Source organism: Candidatus Krumholzibacteriia bacterium (assembly GCA_035268685.1).
Lineage (GTDB): Bacteria > Krumholzibacteriota > Krumholzibacteriia > JAJRXK01 > JAJRXK01 > JAJRXK01.
In genome coordinates, this window is sequence record DATFKK010000037.1 from 35,468 (window position 1) to 56,476 (window position 21,009).

The window sequence follows — 21,009 nt, forward strand, 5'->3', positions numbered from 1 at the left end:
GATACGACGGCATGGCCGAACTGCTCCAGATGCGCGGCGTGGGTGCCCACGCCGGACCGCGGGTCCTCTTCCGCGGGATCGACCTGACCCTCCACTCCGGTGACCGTCTGGGTCTGGTCGGACCGAACGGGGCGGGCAAGTCCACGCTGCTTGGCATGCTCGCGGGGGAGGAAGAGCCCTGGGAGGGCGCCCTCAGCGCGCGGCGCGGTCTGCGGGTGGCGTGGTCGCGCCAGGAAGTCGAACTCGACGACCGCGTCGCCGTGGTCGACGTCGTCACCGCCCGGTTGCGGCGCGATCCGGGTCCCCCCGTGGGGACCGACCCCGAGGTGGCCGCGCGCCGCACCCTGGGTCGCTGCGGCTTCGACGACGTCGATGCCCGCGTGTCGAGCCTGTCCGGGGGATGGAAGCGCCGCCTGGCCCTGGCCGCGGAGTTGGCGACCGGCGCTGATCTCCTGTTGCTCGACGAGCCCACGAACCACCTCGATCTCGAGTCGATCGAATGGCTCGAGCGGACCCTCGTCGGCCAGCGCGTGACCTGTGTCGTGATCAGCCACGACCGCCGCTTCCTCGAGACCGTGGCCACGCGCGTCGCCGAGATCGATCCACGGCATCCCGGCTCGTTCTTCGTCTGCGACGGTCATTACAGTGATTTCCTCGAGCAGCGTACCGCGGCCCTCGAGCAGTTGCAGCGCACCGAAGACTCGCTCTCGGCCCAGGTGCGCGAAGAGATCCGCTATCTGCGGCAGGGGCCCAAGGCGCGGCGCAGCAAGTCGCAGACCCGGGTCGACCGCGCGCACGCCACGATCGCCGAACTCGACCGGGTCCGGTCGCTCAATCGTGAGGACCGTGTCGAGGGCTCGTTCACCGACACCGGCCGGCGCACGCGCCGTCTGCTCGTCGCGGAGGGCGCTCGGCAGGAGATCGGTGGCAGCCTCTGCTTCGAGGAGCTCGATCTGGTTCTCGGTCCCGGCCGCCGAGTCGGTCTGGTCGGACCGAACGGCAGTGGGAAGACGACGCTGCTGCGCACACTGCTGGGCGAGATCCCGCCCGAGGAGGGCCGGGTCGACGGGGCGCCCGGTGTCCGTGTCGTCTACTTCGACCAGGAGCGCGAAGAACTCGACGAAACGGTGACCGTGGCCGAGGCCCTCTCGCCGGAGGGCGACCACGTCGAGGTGGCCGGCCGGCGCATGCACGTGAAGAGCTTCGCGCGGCAGTTGCTCTTCCGCGACGACCAGCTCGCCCAGCCCGTCCGCACGCTCTCGGGCGGGGAACGCGCTCGCGTGCTCGTGGCCCGGCTCATGCGCACCCCTGCCGACGTCCTCCTGCTCGACGAACCCACGAACGATCTCGACATTCCGACCCTCGAACAGCTCGAGCGCAGTCTGCTGGACTTCGAGGGCGCGGTCGTCCTGGTCTCGCACGACCGTTTCCTCGTGGACCGGGTGACCACCGACCTGATCGCCCTCGACGGCCACGGTGGCTGGCGCGAGTTGGCCGACCTGTCGCAGTGGGAGGAGATGCGCACCGAACTCCGCCGAGCGGAGACCGAGCGGGCGGGGACGCAGCGGAACCCGTCGACCGCCGTGACGGACACGGCGACTCCCTCGAAGTCCGCGTCGCGGCCGGCCAAGTTGTCGTACAAGGAGAAGCGGGAGCTCGAGTCCATGGAGCCGACGATCCTCGAGGCCGAGGAGCGCGTCGAAGCGCTGGAAGCGCTCAGCCAGGACCCGGCCACGCTCGCCGAGCCCGAGCGCATGCACGAGGTCTACGCCGATCTGAAGGAAGCCCAGGACACCGTGGAGGCGCTGTACGCACGTTGGAGCGAGCTCGAGGAGAAGGCGCCGTGACCGCTGCGGTGATCCGGTGGCTCGCCGACGATGCCCGCGCGGCGACCGAGATCGAGACGATCCTCGATCGGCGCGAGGTGGAGCGTGGTCGCGTCGAACTCTCCGGGGTCGCCGGTCTGACGCGCGCCGAGATCGAGATCGATTCCCATGGGTCGACGCTGCGTGCCGAACTCCTGGCCGCTGCCCGCGAGCACACCTTCAGCGTCGGGTTGGTCCCGGCCGTGCACCGGGACGTGGCACCGGGCTGGATCGCCTTCGACGCCGACTCGACCCTGGTCGATGCCGAAGGGATCGACCGACTGGCCGAGCGGGCGGGGGTCGGACCCGCGGTCTCCGCACTCACCGCCCGCGCCATGCGCGGTGAGCTCGACTACGAGGCGTCGCTGCGCGAACGGACGAAGCGCCTGGCGGGGCTGGCCTGGAGCGAGGTCGAGGCCGAGGCCGCGGACCTTCCACTGGTCCCGGGAGCCATCGAGGCCGTGTCGACCGCCCGCGACCGGGGCTGGCACGTGGCGGTGATCAGTGGAGGCTTCCTGCCACTCGTCGAGGCCGTCGCCCGCCGCCTGCGGCTCGACCATGCCACGGCCCACGAGCTCGAGGTGATCGACGACCGGCTGAGCGGACGGATCTGCGGGCCGGTGATCGATGCGGCCGCCAAGGCGTCGATCCTCGACCGGCTGCGCGCCGGTCGGCCGGCGATCGCGGTGGGCGACGGCGCGAACGACGCCCCGATGCTCGCTTCGGCCGGACTGGGTGTGGCCTTCGGGTCGAAGTCCGTGCTCGACGCCGTGGCCGACGTCGTCGTGCACCGGCACGACCTGCGCGCCACGGTGGCCCTGGCCCTTCCGTCGTCGGGGCACCCACGTCCGTCACGGTGATGGTCGACGAGCCGCGGGTGCGGCGGAATCACAGCCGCACGAACTGGTCGACGACCAGCACGCCCAGCAGGACCGGCAGGTAGATCAGCGTACCGAAGAAGTATCCTCGGGCCCACCGGGGTCCGGAATCCGGGCGCATCCCCCACAGGGCGCCGATCAGCGATCCCGCGGCCAGGAGCAGCGCGGTGATCGTGTAGAGCGGCCCGCCCACGTGGTAGAGGATCGGCAAGAGGCTGGCGACGATCAGGCCCAGGCAGGTCCCGAACATGTGCCAGATACTGTGGCGATGGCCGTACTCCACCGGCAGGACCTTGAGTCCGGCCGCGTCGTACTCGTCGCGCCGGAAGATGCTGATGGCGATGAAGTGGGGAATCTGCCACAGGAACAGGATGGCGAAGAGCGCCAGGGCCGGGCCCTCGAGGGCCCCCGTCGCGGCCGTCCACCCCATGAGCACCGGGGTCGCGCCGGGAACGGCACCCACGTAGACGGCGGCCACACTGCGCCGCTTGAGCGGTGTGTAGGCGAACAGATACACGACCCAGGCCATCAGTCCGAGTCCGGCGGTGAGCAGGTTGACGCGCCAGGCCAGCAGCGGTAGCGAGACCAGCAGCAGCACCACACCGAAGACCAGCGCCACGCGCGGCGACATGCGACCGGTCGGCAGCGGCCGGTCGGCCGTGCGACGCATCAGGCCGTCCACGTCGCGCTCCAGGTACATGTTCAGGGTCGTGCCCGAAGCGACGACCATGGCCGTCAGCAGCATGGCCTCGACAGCCTCGACCATCGGCAGGTCGACGGGGGCCACCAGGATGCCCACGCCCGTGGTGAACAGGACGAGCGTGGCCAGACGGGGCTTGGTGAGCTCGACGAGATCGACGAGGAACTGCATGGGGCGCGTCTCGCAGGCCGGAGGTGCACCGGCGCCGGGCGGCCCTGGTGCAGATGGACTAGTTAGCGGGCGGGTGGCGCCCCGGCAAGGACCGGGGCACCGTGGACCCTCGCGTGGCACCTAGGGGTAGGTCGGAAGCGTGCCTTCCTCTTCCATCTTCTCGAGTTCCTCGAGGGGCTTCGCGGTGGGCAGTGGGTCGATCTTCTCGACGATCGTGTCGTACTGCTCGCACTCCTCCTCGTTGATCTCGGTCCAGTGGGCCCACTTCTCGGGGACCTCGTCCTCCGGATAGATCGCGCTGACCGGGCATGCGGGCACGCAGGCATCGCAGTCGATGCAGGTCTCCGGGTTGATGTACAGCATGCGCGGGCCGATGTGGAAGGCCTCGACGGGGCACACCTCTGCGCAATCGGTGTAGCGGCAGTCCACGCAGTACTGCGTCACGACGTAGGTCATCGGATCTCCTCGAGTCCAGAACGGGCGAGTCGGGGCGGTCGTGGATCCGGTCCGGGTCCGGACCGCCTCGCCAGGGCTTGAATCGACGGTCCCGGAGCGGAGCACCGGGCGTCCGAAAGGTATCACGCCGCAGCCGGATTGCAGCACCCGATGGGGCGCAGTGGGTCAGCCCGCGGCGGCGGTTGCCAGTTCCGCCGACGGAAACCACTGGTAGAGCATGAAATACACGAGTACGCCGGTCACCGACACGAACATCCAGATCGGCCAGGTGACGCGCGCGACCCCGCGGTGACGCTCGAATCGGCCCCGGAGGGCGAACCACAACGTGGCGAGGATCAGCGGAACCTGCACGGTGGCCAGGATCACGTGCGGGATCAGGATCGCGAAGTACACCGTGCGAGCGGTGCCCTGATGCGTGAACGGGACGGATCCGAACCCGAAGTGGTAGATCAGATAGCTGGTCAGGAAGGCGGCGCTGACGGCGGTCGCGGACAGCATGAGCTTCTTGTGCCGCTCGACGTCGCCCCGCTTGATCGCCACGAAGGCGAGAACCAGGAGAACGGCGGCGATGGTGTTCAGGGTGGCGTTCAGCGCCGGGAGATCGCGGACGTCCAAGATGGGGCCTTTCGGCGACATGTGGATGGGGCTCGGCGCTACGCAAACTCGCGAGAGTGGAGTTCGCCACTGCGTGGCGCGCGGATTCCGACCCATGGCACCGTTCTTGATACATGGTGTTATCTTGATCAATGCTTTATATATGATCCTTCCGAGAGTCCACGAGGAGGTCCGTGCCATGTTCAAGTCCCTCTACGACGCGTTGCGTGCCAAGGACCTCCTGGCGCCAGCGGTGGAGATCACCGACGAGAGCCTCGTCCTGGCCGGACGCTTCACCGAGCAGGTGTCGGGCGGTCTGCTCCTCGGTGAACCCGTCGAGCTCGACGTCATGGCCACCGATCAACAGATCAACGCGGCCGAGATCGAGGTGCGGCGCATGGTCTTCGAGCACCTGGTCATGCAGCCCAGCGTGGACCTGACGACCTCGGTGATCCTGTTGTCCACGATCGGTGACGTGGAACGCATCGGCGACTACGCCAAGAACATCGACCAGTTGCGGCCCCGGCTGCGGGGCGCGTGGCCCACGGGTGGGGGCTTCGATCATCTGGTCATGTATCGTGGCGAGCTGCTTTCGCTCTTCGACGACACCATCGAGACCATCCGCAAGGGCGACGTCGATCTGGGCACGCAGGTGATGGACCGTCAGCACGGCCTCGGCCGGCGTTGCGAGGATCTGGTCGACGGCTTTTGCCGGGACGAGAAGGTCCTGGGCTGCAATGCGGTGGTCGGTTCGTTGACCGCACGCTACTTCAAGCGCATCAGTGCCCACCTGTCGAACCTGGCCTCGGGTGTGGTGAATCCGATCGACCGGATCGGATTCGAGCCGGTGCGCGGCGACGGGTCCTAGAGCCCGGCCAACGGCACGGGATCCAGATAGTGCTGTCGGCGCGACCACGCGTCGCCCGCGCGCAGCACGAGCCCGCGGGCGAATTGGCGGGCGACTTCTGTGTCGGTCTCGCCCCGCTCCACCTGATCGATCAACACCCCCAGGCCGGCCCGTTCGTGCGCCGTGACGCCGTGCATGCGATCGAACAGCACGGCGAGGGCGCGCACGTGCCCGACCACGGTGGGATCGGCGTACATGCGTTCGGCGAGGAGCTGGCCGGTGGCCCGCAACGCGGCGTTGTCGGCGCCGCAGCGGTCGAAGGCGATCGGGGTCCGTTCGCGACACGCGAGGAGCAACGCGTGGCGATCGAGGAGATCGGCCACCGCTTCGGCGCGATCGACCGCGTCGGCGGGAAGGGTCGCGATCCGATGCCGCCACCGTGCCCGCGCCTGGGCCCGCTCGAGGAAGTGTCGGCGTCGTTCGGGCACCTGCACGTCGTCTTCGTCGCAGGTCGGCAGTTGGGGGGCGACGGCGAGCAGCCGTTCGGCGAAGAAGCCGCGGGCGCGGTCGATCGCCGTGCCGCCGTCGAAGACGTCGACGCCGTTCACGCCGCAGCTCGGGCTGCGGGCCTTGAACACGTAGCCGTCGAGGGCCTCGAGGTCGAGGTCGCCGAGTCTCTCGTCGGCCCAACCCTGCAGCCGTTCGGTGTGATCGGTCGTCGCCTCGACCTCGCGCACGCGGACCGAACCGTCGGCGCTCTCCAGCTGGATCTTCGGGCGGGGAACGCCGAGTCCGGCCTCGGCCTCGGGGCACACGCGCACCCACTCGACCATGGGACCGAAGCGGTCCGCCACCCAGTGGTCGTGCTCGTCCGACCCGTCGTAGCGAACCGCTTCGCCCAGTAGACAGCTGCTCACGCCCAGCCGGAGCCGGGTCCCGAGCGAGAGATCCATCTCCGCTCCCGTGCTCGCCCGCCGCGCACGGCGGGTGGCCGGATCAGCCCTGTTCCTTCTGGCGGATCAGGTTGAGGGCGCTGCCGGCGCGGAACCACTCGATCTGCTCGTCGGTCAGCGTGTGCTTCGCCTCGAAGCGATCCTCGCTGCCGTCGGCGTGCTTCAGGACGACGGTCACGTTCTTCTTCGGCGCGAGTTCGGTCAACCCGAGAATGTCGACCTGGTCGTCCTCCTGCACCTCGTCGTAGTCGGCGGGGTCGACGAAGGTCAGCGGCAGCACGCCCTGCTTCTTCAGGTTGGTCTCGTGGATGCGCGCGAAGCTGCGCACGAGCACCGCCCGGGCGCCGAGGTGCCGCGGCTCCATGGCCGCGTGCTCGCGGCTGCTGCCCTCGCCGTAGTTGTCGTCGCCCACGGCGATCCAGCCGATGCCCTTGTCCTTGTAGGCGCGGGCGATCTTGCTGTAGCCGTCGATCGAGCCGTCGAGCTGGTTCTTGCCCTTGCCGGGATCGTGGCCGAAGGCGCTGACCGCACCGATGAACATGTTGTCGCTGATGTTGTCGAGATGTCCGCGGAAGCGCAGCCACGGACCGGCCGGGCTGATGTGGTCGGTGGTGCACTTGCCCTGCGCCTTCACCAACACGCGCAGGTCGGAGAAGTCCTTGCCGTCCCACGGCTCGAAGGGTGTGAGCAGCTGCAGGCGCTTGCTGTCGGGCTCGACCACGACCTCCACGGCGCTGCCGTCGGCGGCCGGCGGCTGGTAGCCACGTTCGCCGGCGTCGAAGCCGCCTTCGGGCAGCTCGTTGCCGGTGGGCGGGTCGAGCTTCACCTGCTCGCCCTTCTCGTTGGTCAGCGTGTCGGTGAGCGGGTTGAAGCTCAGCCGGCCGCTCAGGGCGATCGCGGTGACGATCTCGGGGCTGCCGATGAAGGCCAGCGTGTCGGGATTGCCGTCGTTGCGCCGCGGGAAGTTGCGGTTGTAGCTGGTCAGGATCGAGTTCTTCGTGCCCTCGGGCACGTCGTCACGCTGCCACATGCCGATGCACGGACCACAGGCGTTGGCCAGGACCGTTCCACCGATCTCGGTCAGTTCCTGGAGCTGGCCGTCGCGGGCGATGGTCGCGCGGACCTGCTCGCTGCCAGGGGTGACCATGAACTGGGTCGCGGTCTTGAGGCCCTTGTCCCGGGCCTGGCGCGCGATGCTCGCCGAGCGGTCGATGTCCTCGTAGCTGCTGTTCGTGCAACTGCCGATGAGCGTGCTGCTCAATTCGTCGGGATAGTCCTCGTTCTGCACGGCCTTCGCCATCTCGCTGATCGGACGCGCGAGGTCGGGGGTGTGCGGACCCACGATGTGCGGCTCGAGCGTCGACAGATCGATCTCGACGATCTTGTCGTAGTAGGTTTCGGGGTCGGTGTGGATCTCGGGATCGGCCACGAGTTCGGGTGCGTGCTTCTGGGCCAGCGCGGCGACCGCCTCGCGGTCGGTGGCCTCGAGATAGCGGGCCATGGCCTCGTCGAAGGGGAACACGCTGGTGGTGGCCCCCAGCTCGGCGCCCATGTTGCAGATGGTGGCCTTGCCGGTGCAGCTGATCGACTTCGTGCCCTCGCCGAAGTACTCGATGATCGCGCCGGTGCCGCCCTTCACAGTGAGCAGGCCGGCCAGCTTGAGGATGACGTCCTTGGGGGCGGTCCAGCCGCCCATCTTGCCGGTGAGCTTCACGCCGATGATCTTCGGCCACAGCACCTGCCAGGGCATGCCGACCATGGCGTCGACGGCGTCGGCGCCACCCACACCGACAGCGAGCATGCCCAGTCCACCGCCGTTGGGCGTGTGGCTGTCGGTGCCGATGATCAGCTGACCCGGGGCGGCGTAGTTCTCGAGCACGACCTGGTGGATGATGCCCGCGCCGGGCTTCCAGAAGCCGATTCCGTACTTCTCGCTGGCCGATCGCAGGAACTCGTAGACCTCGGAGTTCTCGTCGTTGGCCACGGCCAGATCGGCGTCGGCGCCCACGCGGGCGCGGATCAGGTGATCGCAGTGCACGGTGCTGGGCACGGCCACGGTCGGTTTGCCCGCGCTGATGAACTGGAGGATGGCCATCTGCGCGGTGGCGTCCTGCATGGCCACACGGTCGGGGCGGAGACTGGCGACGGTGACGCCGCGTTCGGGCTTCGCCTTCGGGTCGTCGAGGTGCGCGACCAGGATCTTCTCGGTCAGGGTCAGGGCTCGACCGTAGGTCTGGCGTCCGATCGCGTGTCGTTCGGCGAACGACCCGTAGAGGGTCTCGAGGGCCTTGATCGTCTCCATGTTCTGCCTCGCGAAGGAAGAAAGGGCACAGGCGGCGCGGAATCGGGTGGTCGCGCCGGGCGCACGCGCACAGGATAGTGCGATCGTGCGCGAGGTCCACCGGGCCAGCCCCTTTCCGTAGCGACAGAGGCGGTCTGCGGGTCAGCCCTCGGATTCGGCGGCGCTGGGGGGCGGTTCGCCGTCGGCGCGCTCCAGGATCGCCCGGCGCAGACTCTGGTAGCGCTCCTCGGCCGGCTGGTCGAAGACGGGGTCGGGCTGATCGAACATGGTGAAGTCGATCACTTCCCAGTCTTCTGCGCCCAACATGCGCTCGGCGGTGGGGAAGAAGACCCGTTCCTCGGTCTCGAGGTGTTCGCGATAGACCTCGGAGAAGTGCCGCAATTCTGGGGCGAGCGACGGATCGGGTCGGCCGGCGGCGCGGCGGGCACGGTCGGCGGTCCGGCGTGTGAGCGCGGTGAGTTCTTCGTGGTCGTCGATCAGGTCGCCGAGACGGCGTGCGGCGTCGGGGTCGCGCACCTGCAACCGACGGAGCACCAGGTCCTCCTTCGGATGGTGACAACAGTCGGGGTATCCGAGAAAGTACTCGAAGACCTGGTCGAGCAACCGGGCGTCGAAGGGCGTTCCCCGCTCGATTCCCCGGGTGATCCCCTCGAGGACGTCGAGAACGCGCAGGAAGTTGCGATGCTCCAGGCGCAGGAGCACGAGCGTGTCCGCCATCAGTGTGCAGTCCTCGCAGTGGATCGGGACCGGGCGTGGACAGGAGGGCGAATGACGCGATCACTATACCACGGCCGGACGATCCGCGAGATCCCGGGTTCCCTGGCGATCGTGCTGGCGGTCCTGGTCGCGCTCTCCGGGCCGTCGCGGGCTCAGATCGTGAACACGCTCGAGAGCCTCGATCCCGAGGCCTCCGGATTCGACGCCGTCCTCGACATCGCCCTGGAGGCATCGGGCGGGAACACCGAGACCTTCGACGTCGCGGTCACGGCCACCCTGCAGTGGGCGAGCCAGCGCGACCGGCTTCGCGCGATCCTCGGCTACGACCTCGAACGTGCCGATGGTACCGACAACGCCGACGACACCTTCTTGCACCTGCGCCACAACCGTGCCTTCGGCGAGGTCCTGAACTCGTTGCTCTTCGTGCAGTGGCAGCGCAATCCCTTCCAGCGTCTGCGGTCGCGATTCCTGCTGGGTGTGGGGGCGCGCTTCGACCTGGTCCGGGCGGAGGCCGTGCACCTACGTCTCGGCACGGCCCACATGGTCGAGATCGAGCGCATCGACGGCGGCACCGAGGTCGAGGACACCGACCAACGCCTGTCGAGCTTCCTGGACTTCGCGTGGCGCCTCCCGAGTGGGGTCACGTTCTCGGCCAACGCCTTCGTCCAGCCGCGCTGGGACCAGCCGGACGACCTGCGGGCGATCGCCAGTGCCGGCCTCGAGGCACCGCTCGGCGGCGGATTCGCGCTGCGGACCACCGTCGACGCTGCCTACGACTCCGAACCGCCCGACGATGTCGACGAGCTCGACTGGGACCTCGCCACCGGCCTGCGCTTCCGCTACTGATGCCCGGCCTCGGCGCGGGCCTTGTGCAGATCCACGCGTGTGAGAACCGCGATCCCGCCCAGGAACAGCAGGATCAACGCGATCACACCGTAGCGTGATTCGCCCGTGAAGCGGGCCACCGTGGCCAGCAGGGCCGGCCCGATGATGCTCGCGAACTTGCTGCTGACGTCGTAGAAGCCGAAGAACTCGCTGCTCCGATCGAGTGGGATCATGCTCGCGAACAGCGAGCGACTCAGCGCCTGGCAACCGCCCTGGAACATCGACACACCGATCGCCATGAGGAAGAAGTCGCGCTCGGTGTGCACGAACCAGGCGAATCCGCACAGGATCGTGTAGCCCACCAGTCCCACCAGGATCGCGTTCCGGGTTCCGATGCGTTTCGCCAGCCGGCCGAAGAGGATCGCGAAGGGAAAGCCCAGGAACTGCACCAGTAGAATGGCCAGGATGAGCTGGGTGCGATCGAGGCCGATCTCGGCTCCGAAGGCCGCGGCCATGACCACGATGGTGCCGATGCCGTCGTTGTACAGCCAGAAGGCCACGAGGAACTTGAACGCCTCGCGGTAGCGGCGAAGTTCGCGGAAGGTGCGTCGTAGGCGGCGGAAGGCCTCGGCGACGCGTCGGAAGGTTCCCAGCGTGGCCACGGTCGGATCCGCGGGGCCGTGCTCGTGCACCTGCCGCAGGATCGGCACCGTGAAGGCCGCCCACCACAGTCCCGTGGTCAGGAACACGATGCGTGTGGCCCAGGTGGTGTCGGGGATCCCCAGCCAGCCCGGGTAGCTGATCACCAGGACCTGCAGCGCCAGGAGGATTCCGCCGCCGAGGTACCCGAAGGCGAAGCCGCGGGACGAGACGGTGTCGTAGTCCTCGGGCGGTGCGACGTGCGGTAGCAGACTGTCGTAGAGCACGACCGAACTGGCGAAGGCGATGCGTGCGAGCACGTACAGCGCGGCGGCCAGGACCCAGTCGCCCGGCCCGGCTCCGAAGAGCGCGGCCGTGAAGAGCGCCCCGGCGAAGGCGAAGCCCCCCAGCAGCTTCTTGCGCCCGGAGCCGGCATCGGCGAAGGCACCGAGCACCGGGGCCGCGAAGGCGGTCAGGGCCATGGCCAGCGTGTTGGCGTAGCCCCAGTTCGACGTCGCCATCGCCGGATCCAGGCCCTCGCTCGCGACGCGCGAGAAGTACACGGGCAGGACCGCCGCCATGATGGTCGTCGCGAAGGCGGAATTGCCGACGTCGTAGAGGATCCAGGCCCGCTCGGCGCGGTTCATCGTAGTCCCCTGCTCCGGAGGAGGTCCCGCAACCGCGCGGGATGGTCGGTGATGATCCCGTCGGCGCCGCGATCGATCAAGCGCTGCATGGTGGGGACGTCGTTCACCGTCCAGTAGCGTACGGCGATGCCGAAGCGGTGCGCGTCGGCGAGCAGGAGTGGAGTGTCGAGCCGCTGCCCCCTGTACGACACCGGGATCTGCAGGGACCGGGCGCGTGGGTGATAGCCCCACCAGACCCGGGTGCGATGTCGCAGGAAGAAGCGCCAGGCCGACGCACGATCGAAGAAGCGCGGCAGGTCGGGGTCCAGGGCGGCCAGGCGCCGCGCACTGCGCGCGGACTCCGCACTCACGGCCACGCGCCCCCGGGCGCCGGCCGCGTCCACCAGTTCCACTGTCCGCCGCTCGGCGGCCGGGTCGCCCTCCTTGAGATCCAGCGACAGCCAGGTGTCGGGATACCGCGCGAGCACGTCCTCCAGGGTCGGGACATGGATTCCGCACCCGCGGAAGGGGTGTTCGCCGGCCTCGTCACGGAAACGGTGACCCGCGTCCAGGGACTGCAGCTCGTCGAGCGTGAAGGCGTGGGCGGGGCCCCGGCCGTCGGTGGTCCGGTCGACGGTGCGGTCGTGCAGCACCACCACGTAGCCGTCGCGGGTGCACCGCAGGTCGAGCTCCAGACCTTCGGCCCCGTCCTCGAACACCGCGCGGTCGAAGGCCTCGATCGTGTTCTCGGGGGCGCGGCCGCTGCTGCCGCGGTGGGCGATGACGAAGGGCGCCGCCGCCTTCGGACGGCGCCCCGTCGGCTCGGTCGGGGTCACGACCGGTCCCGGACCAGGCGCAGGAGCGACGAACCCACCCAGGGTGTGTCGTCGCCGCGAACCAGAACCGCTCCGAAACTCCACCCGACCTCGCCGACGTCGTCCGGGAACACGTCGCGGACCGGGCCGCTGAGAACGCGCGGTTGCTGTCGGGTGAGCAGGAAGGGCTGCGGGAACGCGCCCTCCACGAGCCGGAGTCCGCGGACCCGGCGGAGGCTCGGTCCCGTCCAGTCGAGAGGGCGGCCGTGGACGAGGACCAACTCGTCGGCGAGCAGGTCTCCGTCGAGGCACCACCGCACGCGCGGGCGATCGTCGGCACGCCGGGCCTCGGCGGGAACGTGGATCTCGGCGTCTTCGACCTGGACGCGTCGTCCGTCCCGGTGAACACGGATCCGGATGTCCACGACGGGGAGCGGGGCCGGGCGGACGGCTTCGGCCATTTCCCGGATCATGTCGGACCTCCTCCTGGCGAGAGAGGAATGTCCACGGGCCGGGCTCGAGGGGGTCGGGTCGTCGGGGTTGCAGGCCTCGTGTCCTGATGGATCTTCGACATTCTAGCGCATCGTGGCGGTCGGCGTCCAATTGCGGTGTCAGAGCGCCGGAATTGCCGACACCCGTGGTCTTCTGCTAGCTTGCGGGCCGGGCTCCCGCCTGTCTTCGCTCACCCATGCGGGAGGATCCGTCATGGCTCGCGCCCTGGTCCTGCTTGCCGAGGGATTCGAGGAGATCGAGACCGCGACCGTGGTCGACGTGCTGCGGCGCGCCGAGGTCGAGGTCGTCCTGGCCGGCCTGCACGGGGAGAACGCCGTGCAGGGCTCGCGCGGCATGGTCTTCGTCCCCGACTCCGCCTTCGACGAGGCCGATTCCGACGTCGATCTCCTGGTCCTGCCGGGAGGGTCGCGGGGCGCCGAGAACCTCGCCGCCGATCCCCGGGTTCGCGCGCTGCTGCGCGAGCGTGTCGACGCCGGGCGACCGGTTGCCGCCATCTGCGCCGCTCCGTTCGCGCTCGACCAGGCGGGCGTGCTGCGCGAGGGCGAGTTCACGTGCTACCCGGGCTGGGAGTCGCGGCTCGACACGAAGGGCCGTCGCCACGAGCCGGTGGTCGAGACCGAGGGCCTGGTCACGTCGCAGGGACCGGGGACCGCCATGGACTTCGCCCTCGCCCTCGTCGCGCGTCTGTGCGGGCGGGCGAAGTCGCTCGAGGTCGCGCGCGCACTGCTGCACGCGGCGTCCTGATCTCAGCGATCGACGGTTCGCAGATGCCCGGCGACCTGCCGGCCCAGCGTCCACGTCCGGGCCAGCATGAAGGTGCTGAGGGCCGCCCACAGCCAGTGGACGTCGCCGGTCGTGACGGCCACGGCGGCGAGGGGCACGAAGCCCCCGAGCGTCGACACGATCATCGCCCGTCTCAGCGTGGCCCCCGCGGTCAGTCCCAGGAAGAACCCGTCGTACACGTAGGCCGGCGCGCTGAACACCAGGACGGGCACGAGCCAGAGCACGATCTCGACCATGCGGTCCATGACGTCGACGTGATCGACGAGCAGGCCGAGGAGCGCGCGGGGAAAGAGCACACACGCGACCGCCACGATCGTGCTCGTGCCCACGCCCCAGGCCATGGCCACGCGCAGGGTGCGGTGCAGGGCTTCGCGATCGTTCTCGCCCGCGAAGACGCCGACCAGACTCTCGACCGCAAAGGCGAAGCCGTCGACGAACCACGCGGCCAGCATCACCACCTGCCGTAGCACGGCCGTGGCGGCCAGCGTGACCGTGCCCATGGCGGCGGCGATGTTCGTGAACACCGCGAACACACCGACGAGCAGGAGCGTGCGGATCGTGATGTCGCGTCCGAGCGAGAAGAAGCCACCGAGGGCTCGCCGGTCGCGCAGGCGCGGCAGGACACGGCGGACCGCACTCCACGGAAGCGCGGGGGCGACGAGGCGCAGGGCGACCGCGGTCATGGCCACCTGGCTCAGTGCCGTGGCCGCGCCCGCGCCGGCGGCGCCCCAGCCGAGACCGGCGATGAACGCCACGTCGAGTACGATGTTCGTTCCGTGTCCGACCATCGACATGACCAGCGCCTGACCGCTCCGTTCCCGGCCCAGCAGCCAACCCAGCCACGCGTAGTTCAGCAGGACGAAGGGCGCGCCCCAGATCCGCGCGTCGAAGTAGGCCCGTGCGGCGACCTCGAGCTCGGCCGTTCCCTGCAGGGCCAGGAACCCGGCTTCACGCAGGGGCCACTGCAACACCAGGATCGCCACGCCGGCCGTGACGGCGATCGCGACGGCCCGCAGGGCGATCGTGCGCTCGGCGTCGGGATCGCGTCGGCCCCGCGCCTGCGCGGTGAGGCCGGTCGTGGCCATGCGCAGGAATCCGAAACCCCACAGGAAGACGTCGAACAGCACCGTGGCCAGGGCCACACCGGCCAGGTCCCGTACGTCGGCCAGGTGTCCGAGCAGTGCCACGTCGATGGCGCTCGCCAGCGGGACCATGAGGTTCGACAGGATGTTCGGCACGGCCAGCCGCAGGAAGCGGCTCTGCAGTCCGCGGATCCCGTTCATCCTCCGACGCGCGGCTCCGGGTACGTGCGTCCGGGGTCGACGGTCGCCGACCAGGGCGCGTTCCACACGCGTTCGAAGAAGGCGTCGACCTCGCGGGCGAAGCTCGCTCCCTCGACGACCAGGCCGTGGTGGCGGCCGCCGTGGAAGTAGTCGTGGCTCCAGTTGCTCGTGCCGACCCAGGCGAACCGTCCGTCCACGCTCAGGGTCTTGGCGTGCAGGACGCGCCCGTAGGGAACGAATCCGCCGGACCAGCCGGGGACCGTCGCGATGCGGACCTCGATCCCCGGGACACACTGCAGACTCTGCAGGTGCTCGATCTGTCCCGGTCGCGTGTTCCAGTGCGACACGAGCAGCTCGACCCGGACTCCGCGGGCAGCCGCGCTGCGCAGCGCGTTGTCGAGATCCGGCCAGAACTCGCCGTCGCGCGTGATCGGGCTGTAGGTGAGCATCTGCGCCCGCACGCGTTCGGTGGAGGTGTCGATCGCGTCGAGGAGGTGCGGGAGATCCCACAGCGTGCGGTCGGGCAGCAGTCGGGGACCCCCGAGCACCGGCACGATCTCGACCGTGGCACCGTCGTGTTCGACGGTGCGCGGGAACACCGACGTGTCGACGTCCCATGCATCGTTCGACGTCGCGACACCGGTTCCGCCCGCGACCCTCCAGTCGGTGTCGAACACGGCTTCGTAAAGGCCCACCGTCTTCGGTTCGACGATGCGAACCCCGAGCTCGACGATGTGTTCGAGTGCGCGCCAGTCGAAGTTCTGGCTGCCGACGAAGGCCTCGCGCCCGTCGACCAGCATGAGCTTGGTGTGCAGCGGACCGCCGAGCAGCTCACGGGTGCGCAGACGGCGGACCTCGATGCCGTCGACGGCGTCGAGTCGACCGAGGGTCTCGGGATAGGTCGCGTGGAAGGAGTCCTCGGCGAGCCAGCGCACGGTCACCCCGCGCGCGGCCGCACGCTCGAGCGCCACGATCACCGGCTCGAGCCGTGACCCCTCGCGGTTGCTCGCGTAGAAGTGCGCCAGATCGATCCGCACGGTCGCGTCGTCGATCATGTCCACCCACACCGCGTGCGCCGCCGGCAGCGCGGGGGGTGCGGGATCATCGACTTCGATCGGCCAGGTGGCCACGAGCTGCAGCGCCGTCGGACCCGCTACGGCCGCGTCGCGGGCTCCGGCGCCGGCGACGAGTGCGGTGGCGGCCACTCCGAGAGTCCGGAGTTTCTTGAAGATTCGATGAAGGGAGCGCAGGCCGCTGCTCATGGTCGCGGACTCCGTCTGGGGTCGGAAGGTACGCCAGGGCCGCGGATCGGGGCTTCCTCCGGTCCCCGGATCGGCTCCGAAGTCGTGACAAGGTGCCATGAGGGGGGCGGACTGCCCAGTGTGGAAGTTGCCTGCCACCGGACTCCCGCCTACACTCGGGCGGACCGTGCCCCGTGGAGCCATCCGCGGGGTGAGCACCTCGCATCGAGTGGGCGAGTATGCACGTCGCCGTGGGTTGCGACCACGCGGGGTTTCCCCTCAAGGACCTGGTGCTGCGCTGCGTGACCGAAGCCGGTCACGTGATCGTCGACTGTGGCACCCATTCCACGGAATCCGTCGACTATCCCGACTACGCCGCCGCCGTCGCGCGCGAGGTCGCCGAGGGGCGGGCCGAGCGGGGGATCGTCCTGTGCGGCAGCGGGGTCGGGGCCTGTGTCGCCGCCAACAAGGTGCGGGGCGTGCGGTCCTCGGTCTGTCACGACACCTACTCGGCCGCTCAGGGTGTCGAACACGACGACATGAACGTCCTCTGCCTCGGCGCGCGGATCATCGGTCCGGCGGTGATGCCCGATCTGCTGCGAGCCTTCCTGGCCGCGCGGTTCAGTGGCGAGGACCGTCACGCCCGGCGGTTGGGGAAGGTACTGGACATCGAGGCCGGTCGATGGCCGGACTCCGTACCCGCACCGCCCGACGGAGGAAGCCGATGAGCACGAAGAATCCCCTGGTGGCCCTGCACGACCTCGGTCAGTCCTTCTGGTGGGACCAGCTGTCCCGCCGCGAGCTCCAGGAGGGACTGGTCGAGCGCATGCGCGACGAGAACGGCATGCGCGGCATCACCAGCAATCCCGCGATCTTCCAGAAGTCCCTGCAGGACGGCGACGTCTACGACGACGACATCGCCCGGTTGTTCGCCGACGGCCACGACGCCCAGGCGGTGTTCTGGAGCCTGGCCGTCGACGACATCCAGCGCGCCTGCGACGTCCTTCGGACCGTGTACGACGCGAGCGACCGGGCCGACGGGTTCGTGAGCCTGGAGGTCGATCCCCGTCTGGCCCACGACACCGAGACCACCGTGGAGGAGGCGCGTCGTCTCTGGGGAGAGGTGGATCGTCCGAATCTCATGATCAAGATTCCAGGCACCCCCGAGGGCGTGCCCGCGATCCGTACCGCATTGACCGAGGGCATCAACGTCAACGTCACGCTGTTGTTCTCGCCACAGGCACACATCGACGTCATGCACGCCTACGTCGACGCCGTCGAGGCTCGCCACCGGGCCGGCGAATCGATCGACGACGTCGCGGGCGTGGCCAGTTTCTTCGTCAGCCGCGTCGACTCGCTGGTCGATTCGAAGCTCCCCGAGGGGTCCCCGCTGGGCGGACGGGCCGGTGTCGCCAACGCCAAGGTGGCCTACGCGAACTTCGAGGAGATCTTCGGGTCGGACCGCTGGGCGGCACTCGCGGCTGCCGGCGCGCGCGTGCAGCGCCCGCTGTGGGCCAGCACGAGCACGAAGGATCCGTCCTACCGCGACACGATCTACGTCGAGGAGCTGATCGGTCCCGACACCGTGAACACCATGCCCACCGTCACCCTCGAGGCGTGGCTCGACCACGGCGAGCCCGAGGCGGACACGGTGAAGCGCGACGTCGACGGAGCTCGTCGCGTCTTCGAAGACCTGGGCGCGGCCGGCGTCGATTTCGACGCCGTCACCGCGCAGCTCCTGCGCGAGGGTGTCGAGAAGTTCGAGACCGCCTTCGCCGGTCTGATCGAATCGATCGACGCGAAACGATGAGCGACCTGACGGAAGAACGTCCCGAGGACCTGCCGCGCGTCGCCGCGCCGGCCGCGTCGATGTCACATCGGGAGCGCTGGCTGCGCGTCCTGGCCCTGGCTGGTGTCCTCTACGTCTTCCTCATGTCGATCGAACTGATCGGCGACACCTTCAAGCTCATGGGCGACGACTTCGCCCGCGGCCTATTCGAATACACGCTCAATCCCTTCAGCGGACTGCTGACGGGCATCCTGGCCACCAGCATGGTGCAGAGTTCGAGCACGGTGACCTCGATCATCGTGAGTCTGGTGGCGTCGGGCAGTGTGGGGATCGAACAGGCCGTGCCCATGGTGATGGGTGCCAACATCGGCACGAGCATCACCAATACGATCGTCTCGCTCGGCCACATGACCGCGAAGCAGGAGTTCCAGCGGGCCTTCGCCGGGGCCACCGTGCACGATTTCTTCAATCTGCTCGCGGTGGCCGTCTTCCTTCCGCTGGAGCTGGCGACCGGGTTCCTGCACAAGGTCGCCGTGGCCACCAACGAACTGCTCATAGGCCGGGGTGGTGTCGACTTCGACAGTCCGCTGAAGCAGGCGGTCGAGCCGACCGTCGAAATGCTCGAGTCGACGTTGGTCGCCGTGAGCCCGAACAACGTCGTCGCCGCGTTCATCCTGCTGGTCATGGGGCTCGTCCTTCTCATCGGCAGCCTGCGCTACCTGGTCCGGCTGATGAAGTCGCTGATGATGGGCAAGGTCGAGGTGGTGCTGCACCGCTACCTGTTCAAGCATCCGATCCGCGGGATCGTCGTCGGCTCGATCATCACCATCCTCGTGCAGAGCAGCAGTGTGACCACGAGTCTGACCATTCCGCTGCTCGCGGCCGGGTTCGTGAGTGTGGAGAACATCTTCCCCTTCGTGCTCGGCGCGAACGTGGGCACCACCATCACGGCACTGCTCGCGAGCATGGTCACGGGGAGCTCCGAGGCACTCACGGTGGCGTTGTGCCACGTCTACTTCAACATCTTCGGGATCGCGGCGCTGTACTGGTTCCGGCGGATCCCGATCGGTCTGGCCAAGGGGCTAGGGCGCATCGCGGTCCACTCTCCCGGATACGCGATCGGCTACGTTCTCGGCGTGTTCTTCCTCCTGCCCGTCGTGCTGATCTGGATCGCGCGCTAGCCCGGTCTCCGTCGGGCGTGCTCGTCTGGTCCTTGACGAGCGCGGGTGTCGCGGGGGACATTCACGGGCACGTCCTCACACCCGGGGCGGATCGGCTCCTCCTGGTGACATGAATCCGAGAATCCTCTGCACGATCCTGGCCGGGTGCCTCCTGGCGAGTCTCGCGACGCCCGCGGAGGCCCGGGACAGGGCGCCCGACCGCTGGGTGCTCGAATTCGGGCCCTACGTGGGCTACTACGACTTCGACCGGCTGACCGACTACGAGGACTTCGGCCTCTTTGGCGCCCGACTCGGTGCGCAGATGTCGTCGTGGTTGCGGCTCGAGGGCAGCTTCGACGAGGTCTACACCGAGCGCGCGGTCAGCGGGAACAGCGCGCGGCAGGTGAGTTTCGGGCTGCACGCGCGCATCGAGCCCTGGGCGACCCGCTGGGCGCCGTTCCTCCTGGTCGGTGGTGCGCTCGTGATCCTCGACGATTCCGACGACCCGGACTCGTACGGTGAGGCCTACGACGTCGGTCTGGGCCTGCGCTACATGGCCAACCGGCACTGGATGGTGCGCGGCGAGTGGGTGCTGCGGCGCCAGGCCTTCTCTCGCTGGACCGTGCAGCAGGACGAACTGGGCGATCTCGAGCTGGTGGACGACGGCGTGTCGCTGTGGGGCCGGGCCCTGCGGATCGGAGCGAGCTATGTCTTCTAGGCTCGTGCTCGGGATCGTGGCGATGTCCGTGCTCATGGCCGCGCCGGCGTGGGCGCAGCTCGGCGGCCGGGGACTGGAGTTCTCGGTCAACGCGGGTTGGACCGACTTCGACGAGGAGATCCGCTTCGAAGACGACGTCAGCGTCAGCGCGACGGTGCTCGCCGAGGTGTTGCCCTTCTTCTCCATGGGACTCGAACTGGGTCGTGTGGGCGCGCGCGACCGTGTGCGCGACGAGTTCCAGGACGTGGTCGTGGTTTCGGTGCGCGGCCGTGTCGAGCCCTGGCGCGAACGGCGCCTGAACGGCGGCATGCTGCTGGGCGTGACCTTCGTCGCCTTCGAGAACCGCCCGAACATCGACTCGGTCAGTGAGGGTTTCGAGTTCGGCGGCAGCGGCCGGTGGAACATCGACACCGACTGGCGCGTGCGCTTCGACGCCATCCTGCGCCTGCAGACCGTGAGCCGCCCCGTGCTCGACGAGGCGGGCATCCCCACCGGCGACGAACAGGAGATCGGCTTCGTGTGGAGCCAGGTCTACCGGGTCGGAGTGGGGCGTGGCTTCTAGATGGACCCTCGTCGGTCTCGCGCTGGCGCTCGCACTCGGTGGGTGCACGGGCGACCTGTTCGTGCCGGAGGGTGAGCGCGGGGTCGTCGACGAGTCCGAGGCGCCGGCCGACTCGCTGGGGGACTTCGAGCCGTGGGCACCGGCCTTCCGGGTGATCGGCGTCGACGGTGTCGAGTGGTCGGACTTCTCGATCTTCGTGTCCAACGAGGTCTACTATCCCGGGACCGGACCCGCGGCCGCGCGCCGGGACTGGTTCACGTTCCGTTCGGACGGTGACGAGGCCCGGCCCATCCATCCGCCACTGGACCTCGAACTGGCGTTCGTTCCCGACAGCGTGGCCACGTGGTCGGACTTCGCGGTGATCCCCGTGTCCGGCGACACCATCGAGGTCGACCTGCGGCGTACGACCCACGCGATCGGCGTCGCGTTCGACGTTCCGTCGGACTGGGGACCGCCCAGCATGAGCGCGCGCGTGATCGCGGAATCGGAGCCGCCTTCGGACACGGAGACCATCCGCCGCTCGCGGTCGGTGCGGATCTCGCGGGTCGTGGGCGATTCGCTCCGTCTGTGGC

At 69.0% G+C, this 21,009-nt stretch carries 22 protein-coding genes; 11 read left to right on the forward strand and 11 right to left on the reverse strand.

The window, feature by feature from the left end; all coding sequences use genetic code 11:
- Window positions 1-11: 11 nt before the first annotated feature.
- Together VKA86_04150 and serB are read left to right on the forward strand one after the other, a co-directional pair.
- A complete protein-coding gene (locus VKA86_04150) occupies window positions 12-1,847 on the forward strand; it encodes an ABC-F family ATP-binding cassette domain-containing protein (GenBank protein ID HKK70385.1) in 1,836 nt (611 codons plus the stop codon).
- Window positions 1,844-2,725: a phosphoserine phosphatase SerB gene (gene serB / locus VKA86_04155; protein HKK70386.1), complete on the forward strand. Its 882-nt coding sequence runs from the start codon at window positions 1,844-1,846 to the stop codon at window positions 2,723-2,725. The genes VKA86_04150 and serB overlap by 4 nt, the downstream gene beginning before the upstream one ends.
- Before the next feature lie 28 nt (window positions 2,726-2,753).
- On the opposite strand, the gene cyoE is transcribed toward serB, so the two are convergent.
- The 3 genes from cyoE to VKA86_04170 form a co-directional block, all read right to left on the reverse strand.
- Window positions 2,754-3,614, reverse strand: coding sequence for a heme o synthase (gene cyoE / locus VKA86_04160; protein HKK70387.1), 861 nt, complete (start codon window positions 3,612-3,614; stop codon window positions 2,754-2,756).
- A 120-nt stretch (window positions 3,615-3,734) separates the two neighbouring features.
- Window positions 3,735-4,070, reverse strand: a complete 336-nt coding sequence (locus tag VKA86_04165; GenBank protein ID HKK70388.1) for a 4Fe-4S dicluster domain-containing protein — start codon at window positions 4,068-4,070, stop codon at window positions 3,735-3,737.
- Window positions 4,071-4,235: 165 nt separating this feature from the next.
- Window positions 4,236-4,685 (reverse strand): DUF420 domain-containing protein, encoded by a 450-nt coding sequence (locus VKA86_04170; protein ID HKK70389.1) that lies wholly within the window; start codon window positions 4,683-4,685, stop codon window positions 4,236-4,238.
- 178 nt (window positions 4,686-4,863) lie between these two features.
- Here VKA86_04170 and VKA86_04175 point away from each other — a divergent pair, with 178 nt between their 5' ends.
- Window positions 4,864-5,532, forward strand: coding sequence for a PhoU domain-containing protein (locus VKA86_04175; GenBank protein HKK70390.1), 669 nt, complete (start codon window positions 4,864-4,866; stop codon window positions 5,530-5,532).
- On the opposite strand, the gene VKA86_04180 is transcribed toward VKA86_04175, so the two are convergent.
- The 3 genes from VKA86_04180 to VKA86_04190 all read right to left on the reverse strand — a co-directional run bounded on the left by VKA86_04180 (window position 5,529) and on the right by VKA86_04190 (window position 9,483).
- Window positions 5,529-6,464, reverse strand: a complete 936-nt coding sequence (locus VKA86_04180; protein ID HKK70391.1) for a DUF523 domain-containing protein — start codon at window positions 6,462-6,464, stop codon at window positions 5,529-5,531. The two genes, VKA86_04175 and VKA86_04180, sit on opposite strands and share 4 nt — an antisense overlap.
- A gap of 43 nt (window positions 6,465-6,507) precedes the next feature.
- Complete coding sequence (locus tag VKA86_04185) at window positions 6,508-8,766, reverse strand: aconitate hydratase (GenBank protein HKK70392.1); 2,259 nt, start codon at window positions 8,764-8,766, stop codon at window positions 6,508-6,510.
- Window positions 8,767-8,907: 141 nt separating this feature from the next.
- Window positions 8,908-9,483, reverse strand: coding sequence for a hemerythrin domain-containing protein (locus tag VKA86_04190; GenBank protein HKK70393.1), 576 nt, complete (start codon window positions 9,481-9,483; stop codon window positions 8,908-8,910).
- A 51-nt stretch (window positions 9,484-9,534) separates the two neighbouring features.
- Between VKA86_04190 and VKA86_04195 the strand changes: the two genes are divergently transcribed.
- Window positions 9,535-10,329, forward strand: a complete 795-nt coding sequence (locus VKA86_04195) for a DUF481 domain-containing protein (GenBank protein HKK70394.1) — start codon at window positions 9,535-9,537, stop codon at window positions 10,327-10,329.
- On the opposite strand, the gene VKA86_04200 is transcribed toward VKA86_04195, so the two are convergent.
- From VKA86_04200 to VKA86_04210, 3 genes are read right to left on the reverse strand one after another with little or no spacing between them, the layout of a single operon-like run.
- A complete protein-coding gene (locus VKA86_04200) occupies window positions 10,323-11,594 on the reverse strand; it encodes an MFS transporter (GenBank protein HKK70395.1) in 1,272 nt (423 codons plus the stop codon). The genes VKA86_04195 and VKA86_04200 overlap by 7 nt on opposite strands.
- Complete coding sequence (locus VKA86_04205; GenBank protein HKK70396.1) at window positions 11,591-12,409, reverse strand: glycerophosphodiester phosphodiesterase; 819 nt, start codon at window positions 12,407-12,409, stop codon at window positions 11,591-11,593. The genes VKA86_04200 and VKA86_04205 overlap by 4 nt, the downstream gene beginning before the upstream one ends.
- A complete protein-coding gene (locus VKA86_04210; protein HKK70397.1) occupies window positions 12,406-12,861 on the reverse strand; it encodes a hypothetical protein in 456 nt (151 codons plus the stop codon). Before VKA86_04210 ends, VKA86_04205 begins: the two co-directional genes overlap by 4 nt.
- Before the next feature lie 232 nt (window positions 12,862-13,093).
- Here VKA86_04210 and VKA86_04215 point away from each other — a divergent pair, with 232 nt between their 5' ends.
- Entirely contained in the window at window positions 13,094-13,645 is a 552-nt protein-coding gene (locus VKA86_04215; protein HKK70398.1) for a DJ-1 family glyoxalase III, read from the forward strand.
- A gap of 2 nt (window positions 13,646-13,647) precedes the next feature.
- Here VKA86_04215 and VKA86_04220 read toward each other — a convergent pair whose 3' ends face one another.
- Together VKA86_04220 and VKA86_04225 are read right to left on the reverse strand one after the other, a co-directional pair.
- Window positions 13,648-14,967: an MATE family efflux transporter gene (locus tag VKA86_04220; protein HKK70399.1), complete on the reverse strand. Its 1,320-nt coding sequence runs from the start codon at window positions 14,965-14,967 to the stop codon at window positions 13,648-13,650.
- Window positions 14,964-16,229, reverse strand: coding sequence for a phospholipase D-like domain-containing protein (locus VKA86_04225; protein ID HKK70400.1), 1,266 nt, complete (start codon window positions 16,227-16,229; stop codon window positions 14,964-14,966). Before VKA86_04225 ends, VKA86_04220 begins: the two co-directional genes overlap by 4 nt.
- Before the next feature lie 218 nt (window positions 16,230-16,447).
- Between VKA86_04225 and rpiB the strand changes: the two genes are divergently transcribed.
- The 6 genes from rpiB to VKA86_04255 form a co-directional block, all read left to right on the forward strand.
- Entirely contained in the window at window positions 16,448-16,936 is a 489-nt protein-coding gene (gene rpiB, locus VKA86_04230; protein ID HKK70401.1) for a ribose 5-phosphate isomerase B, read from the forward strand.
- Window positions 16,933-18,018 (forward strand): transaldolase, encoded by a 1,086-nt coding sequence (gene tal, locus VKA86_04235; protein ID HKK70402.1) that lies wholly within the window; start codon window positions 16,933-16,935, stop codon window positions 18,016-18,018. Before rpiB ends, tal begins: the two co-directional genes overlap by 4 nt.
- A complete protein-coding gene (locus VKA86_04240; protein ID HKK70403.1) occupies window positions 18,015-19,178 on the forward strand; it encodes a Na/Pi symporter in 1,164 nt (387 codons plus the stop codon). The genes tal and VKA86_04240 overlap by 4 nt, the downstream gene beginning before the upstream one ends.
- Before the next feature lie 109 nt (window positions 19,179-19,287).
- Entirely contained in the window at window positions 19,288-19,875 is a 588-nt protein-coding gene (locus VKA86_04245; protein ID HKK70404.1) for an outer membrane beta-barrel protein, read from the forward strand.
- Entirely contained in the window at window positions 19,865-20,437 is a 573-nt protein-coding gene (locus VKA86_04250) for a hypothetical protein (GenBank protein ID HKK70405.1), read from the forward strand. The genes VKA86_04245 and VKA86_04250 overlap by 11 nt, the downstream gene beginning before the upstream one ends.
- A partial coding sequence (locus tag VKA86_04255; protein HKK70406.1) for a hypothetical protein occupies window positions 20,427-21,009 on the forward strand: 583 nt, incomplete at its 3' end. The genes VKA86_04250 and VKA86_04255, both read left to right, overlap by 11 nt.

What these genes read in the sequence shown, in the direction of transcription:
- VKA86_04180 (HKK70391.1), bottom strand. Translation starts at nt 6,464, where the DNA reads ATGGATCTCTCGCTCGGGACCCGGCTCCGGCTGGGCGTGAGCAGCTGT.
- VKA86_04215 (HKK70398.1), top strand. Translation starts at nt 13,094, where the DNA reads ATGGCTCGCGCCCTGGTCCTGCTTGCCGAGGGATTCGAGGAGATCGAG.
- VKA86_04240 (HKK70403.1), top strand. Translation starts at nt 18,015, where the DNA reads ATGAGCGACCTGACGGAAGAACGTCCCGAGGACCTGCCGCGCGTCGCC.
- VKA86_04150 (HKK70385.1), top strand. Translation starts at nt 12, where the DNA reads ATGGCCGAACTGCTCCAGATGCGCGGCGTGGGTGCCCACGCCGGACCG.
- tal (HKK70402.1), top strand. Translation starts at nt 16,933, where the DNA reads ATGAGCACGAAGAATCCCCTGGTGGCCCTGCACGACCTCGGTCAGTCC.
- VKA86_04190 (HKK70393.1), bottom strand. Translation starts at nt 9,483, where the DNA reads ATGGCGGACACGCTCGTGCTCCTGCGCCTGGAGCATCGCAACTTCCTG.
- rpiB (HKK70401.1), top strand. Translation starts at nt 16,448, where the DNA reads ATGCACGTCGCCGTGGGTTGCGACCACGCGGGGTTTCCCCTCAAGGAC.
- VKA86_04185 (HKK70392.1), bottom strand. Translation starts at nt 8,766, where the DNA reads ATGGAGACGATCAAGGCCCTCGAGACCCTCTACGGGTCGTTCGCCGAA.
- VKA86_04210 (HKK70397.1), bottom strand. Translation starts at nt 12,861, where the DNA reads ATGATCCGGGAAATGGCCGAAGCCGTCCGCCCGGCCCCGCTCCCCGTC.
- cyoE (HKK70387.1), bottom strand. Translation starts at nt 3,614, where the DNA reads ATGCAGTTCCTCGTCGATCTCGTCGAGCTCACCAAGCCCCGTCTGGCC.
- VKA86_04200 (HKK70395.1), bottom strand. Translation starts at nt 11,594, where the DNA reads ATGAACCGCGCCGAGCGGGCCTGGATCCTCTACGACGTCGGCAATTCC.
- VKA86_04175 (HKK70390.1), top strand. Translation starts at nt 4,864, where the DNA reads ATGTTCAAGTCCCTCTACGACGCGTTGCGTGCCAAGGACCTCCTGGCG.
- VKA86_04165 (HKK70388.1), bottom strand. Translation starts at nt 4,070, where the DNA reads ATGACCTACGTCGTGACGCAGTACTGCGTGGACTGCCGCTACACCGAT.
- VKA86_04225 (HKK70400.1), bottom strand. Translation starts at nt 16,229, where the DNA reads ATGAGCAGCGGCCTGCGCTCCCTTCATCGAATCTTCAAGAAACTCCGG.
- VKA86_04220 (HKK70399.1), bottom strand. Translation starts at nt 14,967, where the DNA reads ATGAACGGGATCCGCGGACTGCAGAGCCGCTTCCTGCGGCTGGCCGTG.
- VKA86_04250 (HKK70405.1), top strand. Translation starts at nt 19,865, where the DNA reads ATGTCTTCTAGGCTCGTGCTCGGGATCGTGGCGATGTCCGTGCTCATG.
- VKA86_04195 (HKK70394.1), top strand. Translation starts at nt 9,535, where the DNA reads ATGACGCGATCACTATACCACGGCCGGACGATCCGCGAGATCCCGGGT.
- VKA86_04245 (HKK70404.1), top strand. Translation starts at nt 19,288, where the DNA reads ATGAATCCGAGAATCCTCTGCACGATCCTGGCCGGGTGCCTCCTGGCG.